Raw genomic sequence first — 7,234 nt, 5'->3', positions numbered from 1 at the left:
CCGGCCGGCGGACGGATGGCCGCGTCGGCCGCCGCGTGGACCGCGAAGCCCTGATGGACCGCGCAGCGATCACCGTCGTACCCGAGGCGGCGCCCGCGCCGGGGCCACGCCGGCGGGGCGCCGGGCTGCACGCGCTCCGCTCGACCCCCTTCCGCTGGTACTTCGCCGGACAGATCGCCTCGGCGAGCGGCACGTTCGTCCAGCAGACGGCGATCGCGTGGCTCGTGCTGCAGATGACCGGCTCCGCCTCGTCACTGGGTCTAGTGCTCGCCGCGGGTGGTGTCCCGCCGCTGCTGTTCGGACCGTGGGGCGGCGTGATCGCGGATCGTTTCGATCTGCGTCGGCTGTTGCTGACGACCCAGGTGCTGCTGTGCGGGCTCGCCGGGGCGCTGTGGGTCCTCGCCGCGACCGGACACGCCGGCGTGCCGGTGGTGCTCGCCGTCAGCGTGGCCGGCGGGTTCGTGCAGATCGTCGATTCACCTGCCCGGCAGGCGTTCGTACCGCAGCTGGTGCCGGCGTCGGATCTGGCCAGTGCAGCCAGCGTGAACGGGGTGGTGATGAACAGTGCGCGCGTGGTGGGACCGGCGCTCGCCGGCGTGCTGATCACCGCGGTCGGCACCACGCCGTGCTTCGCGGTGAACGCCGCGTCGTACCTGTTCGTGATCGTCGCGCTCGCCGTGCTGCGGCCGATCCCGGGCTCGGCGTCGCGGAAGGGCGGCGGCGGCCTGGCGGACGGCCTGCGGTACGCGCGCACCAAGCAGCAGCTGTGGCTCCCGTTGGCCATGATGGCGCTGGTCGGGCTGCTGGCGTTCAACTTCCCGGTGATCCTGCCGGTGCTCGCGAGCCACACGTTCCACGGCTCGGGCGGCATGTACAGCGTGCTGTCGATGGTGCTCAGCGCGGGGTCGGTGGTCGGATCCCTTGCCGTCGGGCTGGTGCCGCACCCGCGGCGCGTCTACCTGGTGGCGACGGGAGCCGTGTTCGGGATCGGGTTGATCGCGACCGCCGTGGCCCCGGGGATCGTGACGGCGTGCATCTGCCTGGCCGTCACCGGCGTGGCGGCGTTCTGCTTCGTGACGCTGGCGTCCACCGCGCTGCAACTGCACGCCGACCCGCGCTACCGCGGCCGGATCATGGCGCTCTGGGTGTTCGTCTACATCGGGACGACGCCGATCGGCAGCGTGCTGTCGGGATGGATCTGCGGTTCCGCGGGACCACGCGCAGCACTACTCGTCGGCGCAGCGGCCTGTCTCGTCGCCGCCGGCGGCGCCGCTCTGGTGCACACCCCGCCGCATCCGGACGACCCGCCGACCGGCTGATCGCACGGCGCACCGCCGGCGAAGTGGAGCGCGGCCGTGATGTTCGCCCGTCCGGAGACACCCCGGATCGCACCCGTTTTCCGGAATCCGGGAGGATCACGAAGTCACCTCCCTCCACCGGTGATGGGCATCACACTCGACACATGTCCTCCAGCTCGTCCACGACCCACCCCACCGCGAACGCCCGGCGCGCGGCGCTCTCCGGCTTCCTCGGCAGCACGCTCGAGTACTACGACTTCTTCATCTACGCCTCGGCGGCCGCGCTGTACTTCCCCCGGGTGTTCTTCCCCGGCCACGGGTCGAACGGCACCGTCATCTCGATCGCGACCCTGGGCGTCGCGTACATCGCGCGGCCGCTCGGCGCGATCCTGTGGGGCCACCTCGGCGACAAGATCGGCCGCAAGGAGTCGCTGTTCGCCTGCCTGATGTTGATGGGCGGTTCGACGTTCCTGATCGGGTGCCTGCCGACGTACGGCACCGTCGGCGCCCTCGCGCCGATCCTCCTGATCGTGCTGCGCCTGCTGCAGGGCCTGTCCGCCGGCGGCGAGTCCCCGGGCTCGAGCTCGCTGACCCTCGAGCACGCGCCCGAGCGGCGCCGCGCATTCTTCACCAGCTTCACCCTGAGCGGCGTGCAGTTCGGCATCGTGGTCTCGAGCCTGGTGTTCATCCCGTTCGCCTCGATGCCCGACTCCGCGCTGTACAGCTGGGGCTGGCGGGTCCCCTTCTGGCTGTCGATCCTGGTCACCGCCATCGCGCTGTGGATCCGGAAGAGCCTCGACGAGCCCGAGGTGTTCGAGGAGGCCAAGGAGAACCACGAGACCGCAGGCGTACCGATCCTCGAGCTGCTGCGCTGGGACTGGCTCACGGTGGTTCGGGTCGCGCTGGCCGCGTCGTTCCCCGTGATCAACAACATGGTCACCGTCTTCGCCCTCTCGTATGCGACGCACCACGGCTTCACCAAGACGTCGATCCTGTACGCCATCGCCGCAGCGAACTTCACCGCGGTGCTCACCCAGCCGCTGTACGCCCTGCTGTCCGATCGGGTGGGCCGCAAACCGGTGTTCGCGATCGGCGGTGTGGGCGCCGGCCTGATGATGTTCGTGTTCCTGTACGAGATGAGCGTCCACAACGTGACCCTCACCTACGTATCGGTGATCGTGCTGATCGGCGTCCTGTACGCGATGCCCAACTCGGTGTACCCGTCGTACTTCCCCGAGCAGTTCCCCGCGAACGTGCGGTACACCGGCATGGCCGTCGGCCTGATGCTCGGCCTGCTGCTCTCGGGGTTCACCCCGGCGATCGCCGACGCGATGGTCGGCGAGAACGGAAGCTGGGTGCCCGTCGCGTGGCTGTCGCTGGGCGTCGCGCTGGTCGCGTCGGTAGCGGCGCTGTCCGGCCCGGAGACGTACCGCACGCCCACGCACGAGCTGGGACTGCACGGCGCCCGGCACGAGGAGGCGCGGCAGGCCCACCTGCACGCCGCGTGACCACGCCGCGCGGCCGACGGTGCCGGGGGTTCGGGCCGCTCAATAAGTGGCGCGGCCGCCGCTCGCGTCGTATACCGCGCCCGTAGAGAAGCCGATGCGGGCCGACCCGAGCCACGCCACCAGCTCGGCGATCTCGGCGGGACGCCCGGCGCGACCCATCGGGGTCAACGCGCGCGACCGCTCGAGGACGGCCGGGTCGGTCGCCGCGTTCATCGGCGTCTGAACCACCGCCGGCGCCACCGCGTTGACCAGCACGCCCGTCTGCGCCAGCTCCTTGCCGAGCGACTTGGTCAGCGCGATGACCGCCGCCTTCGACGCGGAGTACGCGGCCTGGCCCGGGTTGCCGTCCTTGCCCGCGATGCTGGCGAGATTGACGATGCGGCCCCAGCCGCGCGCCACCATCTGCGGTGCGAACGCCCGGCACATCAGGAACACGCCGTCGGTGTTGACGGCGAACACCCCACGCCACGCGGCTAGTTCGGTGTCGACGACGGGCCCGGCGGGCCCGATCACCCCGGCGCAGTTGACCAGTACGTCGACGCGGCCGACGCGCGCGGCGAGCGCCGCCACGGACGCCTCGTCCGCGACGTCCACGGGCTCGTCGGCACCGTCGGCGCGGTCGGCGGTGACGACGGCGACCCCCGCCTCCGCCAGCCGCTCGGCGCAGGCCGCGCCGATCCCGCTCGCCCCGCCGGTGACGAGCGCGCGGCAGCCCTCCGGGTATTCGTCGATCACGTGCGGTCACCTTTCAGACGGGCATCGAGACGAGAATCGGCACAGATAATGTGCTGATCCGGTATAAAGTTGATCGAATTGAGACTCGGCTCGAAAGGTAATCCACCGGCCGCGCGAAGGGAAGTCCCCCATGGAGATCCGCTGGCTGGAGGCGTTCGTCGCCGTCGCCGAGGAACTGCACTTCGGGCGTGCAGCCGCGCGCCTGCAGATGGCGCAGTCACCGCTCTCGCAGACCATCCGCAAGCTCGAGAAAGAGGTCGGCGAGCCGCTGTTCGACCGCAACACGCGCAGCGTGTCGCTGACGGCCGCGGGCGCCGGGCTGCTACCGCACGCCTACCGGGTGCTCGAGGAGGTCGACTCCGCGCGGCTCGCAGTGCGCGCCGCGGGCGGCGGCGTATACGGGCGGATAACGATCGGCTTCTCCGGGGTGCTCAACCACCGCTCCCTGCCGCCGCTGACGCGCGCGGTCCGGCAGCGCTACCCGGACATCGAGCTGGCGCTTGTGGGCCGGGTGCTCACACGCGACGCGGTGACCCAGTTGACCAGCGGGGCACTGGATCTCGCACTAGTGGGCCTGCCGGTGGACGTATCGACACTCCGCTCGCGCCTGATCGCCCGCGAGGCCTACGGGGCCGTACTCCCCGAGGACGATCCCCGGGCCCGCGCGACGCGGCTGGACCTGCGCGAGCTCGCGGACGACGGGTTCATCACGGCACCGCAGACCCAGGGCTCTGCGCTGCAGGAGACGACGGTACAGGCCTGCCTGAACGCCGGCTTCCGCCCGCGCATCGTGCAGGAGACCACCGATCCGTACATGATCCTGCTGCTCGTCGCGGCCGGCGTCGGCGTCGCGCTGATGACGGGGTCGATGGCCGAGGTGCTGCCGCCCGGCGCCGTCTTCGTCCCGCTCACCGACGAGACGCCGTACATGCTGCACGGGCTGGCATGGTCGCCCGCCCGCACGACGCCGGCCCTGCGCGCCGTACTGGAGGTCGCAGACGCCGTGCTCCCCACACCGACCGATTAGGCTTGTTCGAGTCTTTATCTCAGACCGATTAAGTGTTGGACTATCCAAGATGATCGGGGTCACACTCGTTGCACCGTCGCGAGCGACGTCACCGCCGCCGCCGGACGAAAGGACACCCCATGCCCACCCAGCCCCCGTCACCGTCTGTGACCCAGGCGGCCAACGCCCGGCGTGCCGCCTTATCCGGCTTCCTCGGCAGCACTCTCGAGTACTACGACTTCTTCATCTACGCCTCGGCCGCCGCGCTGGTGTTCGGGAAGGTGTTCTTCCCCACCAGCGGTGGGACGGGCACCCTGGTATCCATCGCCACGCTCGGCGTCGCATACGTCGCCCGGCCCCTCGGCGCGGTCGTCTGGGGGCATCTGGGGGATCGCCTCGGTCGCCGGGACTCGCTGATCGCCTGCCTGGTCATGATGGGCGGCTCCACCTTCCTCATCGGCTGCCTGCCGACCCACGCGCAGGTGGGCGGGCTCGCACCCGCTCTACTGGTGCTGCTGCGGCTGCTGCAGGGCCTGTCCGCCGGCGGCGAGTCGCCCGGGTCCAGCTCGCTGACGCTCGAGCACGCGCCCGACGGGCGCCGGGCCTTCTTCACCAGTTTCACCATGAGCGGCATCATGTTCGGCATCGTGATCTCGAGTCTCGTGTTCGTGCCGTTCGCGTCGCTGCCCGACTCGGCGCTGTACAGCTGGGGCTGGCGCGTACCGTTCCTGCTGTCGATCGTGGTCACGGGCGTCGCCCTGTGGGTCCGCCGCAGGTTGGCCGAGCCCGAGGTGTTCGCCGAGGTCAAGGAGGCCGACGAGGTCGCGGCCGTGCCACTGGTCGCGCTGCTGCGCTCGGACTGGCCCGCGGTACTGCGGGTGACGCTGAGCGCCACGTTCCCCATGATCAACACCATCGTCAACGTGTTCGCACTGTCGTATGCCGTGCACACCAAGGGATTCGACAAATCCACGATCCTCTACGCGATCGCCGCAGCGAACTTCGTCGCGGTGCTCACCCAGCCGGTGTTCGGGTGGCTCGCCGACCGGATCGGCCGCAAGCCGATCTTCGCCGTCGGCGCGATCGGCTCCGGGCTGATGGTCTTCGTGTTCTTCTACTCGATGTCCATCGGCAGCGTGCCCCTCACCTACACCTCCGTGATCGTGCTGATCGGCGTGTTCTACGCGATGCCCAACGGCATCTACCCCGCCTACTTCCCCGAGCAGTTCCCCGCCTCCGTGCGGTACAGCGGGATGGCCGTGAGCCTGATGCTCGGACTGCTCGTGGCCGGTTTCACGCCCGCGCTCGCCGACGCGATGATGGGCCGCACCGACCACTGGGCGCCCGTCGCGTGGATGTGCCTGGGCTTCGCTGTGCTCTCGCTGGTCGCGATGATGTTCGGGCCGGAGACGTTCCGCGTGCCCACGGCCGAGCTCGGTGCGCGGCGCGCGCCGGCCGTGGCCGAGTCCGCCGTCGTCCCCGCAGCGTCGTGACCACCCTGCACCTACCTCCCGTTCACCCCGCGCCGGTCGCCACCGTCGGATCGCCGCTCCGGATCGGCGCGCTCACGCTGCGCAACAGGTTCGTGTCGGCCCCGATGGAACGGAACTACGGGACCGAGGACGGCCTGCTCACCGACCGGTACATCGCGTACCTCCGCCGGCGGGCAACGGGCGGCGCGGCATTGATCTTCACCGAGGCGACGTACGTGCGAGCCGACGGCAAGGGGCGCATCCGCCAGCTCGGCGCCGACGACGACCGGTGCATCCCCGGGCTCGCCCGGGCGGCGGATGCCGTGCACGCCCACGGCGCGCTGCTCGGCGTCGAGCTCAACCACGGCGGACGGACCGCACAGGGGGCGGTCAGCGGGTTCACTCCCGTTGCACCGTCTCCGATTCCGTGTGCGGTGGTGGGTGGTCAGATGCCCGAGCAGCTGGACGGCGACGACATCGAGCACCTCGTGGAGTGCTACGGCCTCGCGGCCGCCCGCTGCGCCGGCGCCGGCGTGGACGTGATCTCGTTACACGGCGGGCACGGCTACCTGATCCACCAGTTCCTGTCCCCCGCCTACAACCGCCGCGACGACGAGTGGGCCGAGCCCACCCGGTTCCTCGACGCGGTCATCGCGTCGGTCCGTCGACACGCCCCGGACACCGCTCTGGGACTGCGGTTCTCGGCGTTCGAGGGGATCGACGACGGACTGGACGCCGATGCCACCCACGCCCTTCTGGCCCGCAGCTCGGCCACCACGCTGGACTTCCTCGACGTGTCAGCCGGGAACTATGAGGCCGGGCAGTGGATCATCCAGCCCGGCGAGTGGCCGCGGGCCCTGCTCGCCGAGCACGCCGCGCGCTACACGCGCGACTTCGCGCCACCGGTCGGTGTAGCCGGCCGGATCAACACGTCCGAGGCGGCGCACGAGATCATCGGCTCGGGCCGTGCCGATTTCGTCTCCCTCGCGCGCACCCTGCACGCCGACCCCGACTTCCCGAACCGCGCGCTCGACGGCGGCCGCTACCGTCCGTGCATCGCGTGCAACCTGTGTATCGACAGCCTGGCCGCCGGCCCCGTGCCCTGTTCGGTGAACCCCTGGGTGGGGCGCGAGGCCGACGAGCCCGCCGGGCGCGACGGTGGCGGCGGCGCTGGCGGGAGCGTCCGGGTCGCCGTCGTCGGCGGCGGGCCAGGGG

General features: G+C 70.9%; 6 protein-coding genes. 5 read left to right on the top strand and 1 reads right to left on the bottom strand.

Features of this window, described 5'->3' with window-relative positions:
* Both ABD908_RS25975 and ABD908_RS25970 read left to right on the top strand, forming a co-directional pair.
* The coding region (locus tag ABD908_RS25975; RefSeq protein ID WP_345001554.1) for an MFS transporter at positions 1-1,319 on the top strand (1,319 nt) is incomplete at its 5' end.
* A 143-nt stretch (positions 1,320-1,462) separates the two neighbouring features.
* Positions 1,463-2,806, top strand: a complete 1,344-nt coding sequence (locus ABD908_RS25970) for an MFS transporter (protein ID WP_345001552.1) — start codon at positions 1,463-1,465, stop codon at positions 2,804-2,806.
* A 39-nt stretch (positions 2,807-2,845) separates the two neighbouring features.
* Here ABD908_RS25970 and ABD908_RS25965 read toward each other — a convergent pair whose 3' ends face one another.
* Positions 2,846-3,538, bottom strand: a complete 693-nt coding sequence (locus tag ABD908_RS25965; protein ID WP_345001556.1) for an SDR family NAD(P)-dependent oxidoreductase — start codon at positions 3,536-3,538, stop codon at positions 2,846-2,848.
* Between the two features lie 133 nt (positions 3,539-3,671).
* Between ABD908_RS25965 and ABD908_RS25960 the strand changes: the two genes are divergently transcribed.
* The 3 genes from ABD908_RS25960 to ABD908_RS25950 all read left to right on the top strand — a co-directional run.
* Entirely contained in the window at positions 3,672-4,568 is an 897-nt protein-coding gene (locus ABD908_RS25960) for a LysR substrate-binding domain-containing protein (RefSeq protein WP_345001550.1), read from the top strand.
* Between the two features lie 119 nt (positions 4,569-4,687).
* Positions 4,688-6,040 carry an MFS transporter gene (locus ABD908_RS25955; RefSeq protein WP_345001548.1) on the top strand — a complete coding sequence of 451 codons (1,353 nt, stop codon included), beginning with the start codon at positions 4,688-4,690 and terminating at the stop codon, positions 6,038-6,040.
* The coding region (locus tag ABD908_RS25950; RefSeq protein ID WP_345001546.1) for an oxidoreductase at positions 6,037-7,234 on the top strand (1,198 nt) is incomplete at its 3' end. The genes ABD908_RS25955 and ABD908_RS25950, both read left to right, overlap by 4 nt.

The sequence above is a fragment of the Tsukamurella soli genome (assembly GCF_039541155.1).
Taxonomy (GTDB): Bacteria; Actinomycetota; Actinomycetes; order Mycobacteriales; family Mycobacteriaceae; genus Tsukamurella; species Tsukamurella soli.
The sequence above is the reverse complement of the archived record's forward strand: the minus strand, read 5'-3'. Positions and strand labels throughout refer to the sequence as shown.

What these genes read in the sequence shown, in the direction of transcription:
- ABD908_RS25955 (WP_345001548.1), top strand. Translation starts at nt 4,688, where the DNA reads ATGCCCACCCAGCCCCCGTCACCGTCTGTGACCCAGGCGGCCAACGCC.
- ABD908_RS25970 (WP_345001552.1), top strand. Translation starts at nt 1,463, where the DNA reads ATGTCCTCCAGCTCGTCCACGACCCACCCCACCGCGAACGCCCGGCGC.
- ABD908_RS25960 (WP_345001550.1), top strand. Translation starts at nt 3,672, where the DNA reads ATGGAGATCCGCTGGCTGGAGGCGTTCGTCGCCGTCGCCGAGGAACTG.